1 protein-coding gene and 1 pseudogene are annotated in these 1,007 nt (G+C 40.2%); both read left to right on the forward strand.

The window, feature by feature from the left end; all coding sequences use genetic code 11:
- Positions 1 to 130 precede the first annotated feature (130 nt).
- Positions 131 to 739, forward strand: a complete 609-nt coding sequence (locus tag GMD1S_RS08115; RefSeq protein WP_025172597.1) for a hypothetical protein — start codon at positions 131 to 133, stop codon at positions 737 to 739.
- Between the two features lie 140 nt (positions 740 to 879).
- Positions 880 to 1,007 (forward strand): annotated as a pseudogene (locus GMD1S_RS11855) (branched-chain amino acid ABC transporter permease); the annotation flags it as partial.

The following is a 1,007-nucleotide window of genomic DNA, read 5'->3' on the forward strand; positions in this document are numbered from 1 at the left end:
GGGGTTGGGATTAGTCAATATCGGAGGCATGCATCGTAATCCTTTCCTTCTATACCCTAGAATAGAAGTCAGTTAATGGTTAACTCTTTTATCTTGGACAAATGATAGAGTTTTTTAGTATAGTAAAAATATGAAAATTACAAAAATAATCAGTAGTTTACTTGCTCTTGGAGCTTTACTCATGCTTTTATCAGCTTGCCATAATATCAACAAGACGCAACTAGTTTTGTTTGAATCCCTTTCGTTTGGTATGCCTGTTAAATCTTTTGAAGAAGTATTTGGAGAGGCTAGCCAAGTGGTGGAAGAAGAGGAAATGGCCTATCGCGATACTTGGCGTGCAGAAGACCCTTATTTCTATAAAACAGGTCGCCTTTTCTATGATTACGAAAATATTTCTTTGAAGGGCCATACAGGTCGAGTAAGATTCACATTTTCAAAATCGCATCGCTTGGAAGAAGCGACAGCTCATATTACTGTAGCTTCAAAAGGGGAGCAACAAGTAGTGATCAACAATCTATCCCAGACTGTAAAAAAAGAATTGGAAGAACTCCCAGATTACCAGTCCATGACCACTGATCCGGTAGGACTCTATGATGACGGTTATCGCTACAAGGTCAAGCTGAAAGGACAACAGTGGGAACTCTGGGTCGATGTCTATCCGACAGAAGATGAAGATGCTGAAAAAACTGAAGCCAACAAGTATATGATTCGAGTGGATCAATTTCTCATGTATCCATAAACAGGTAACATTTTTTACAATGTTTACTAGCTTCAAGTTTCAAACTCTAAACTTTTTTCCCTTATTTGAATATGTTATAATAGTCCGTGCTGTGGCTGTGATAACGAACAGCCTCAATTGGAGAGAATATGAGGAGAAGGATGAAAGAAAAAGGATTTTGGGAAGGTGTACAGGCGGCCATGCCGACTGCCCTTGGCTATGTCAGCATTGGCCTGGCTTGTGGGATTATCGGTGCGCCCTATGTGACACCTGTTGAGATGGGCTTGAT

Origin of the sequence: Streptococcus sp. GMD1S, from assembly GCF_000296875.1 — a bacterium.
In the GTDB taxonomy this organism is placed as follows: domain Bacteria; phylum Bacillota; class Bacilli; order Lactobacillales; family Streptococcaceae; genus Streptococcus.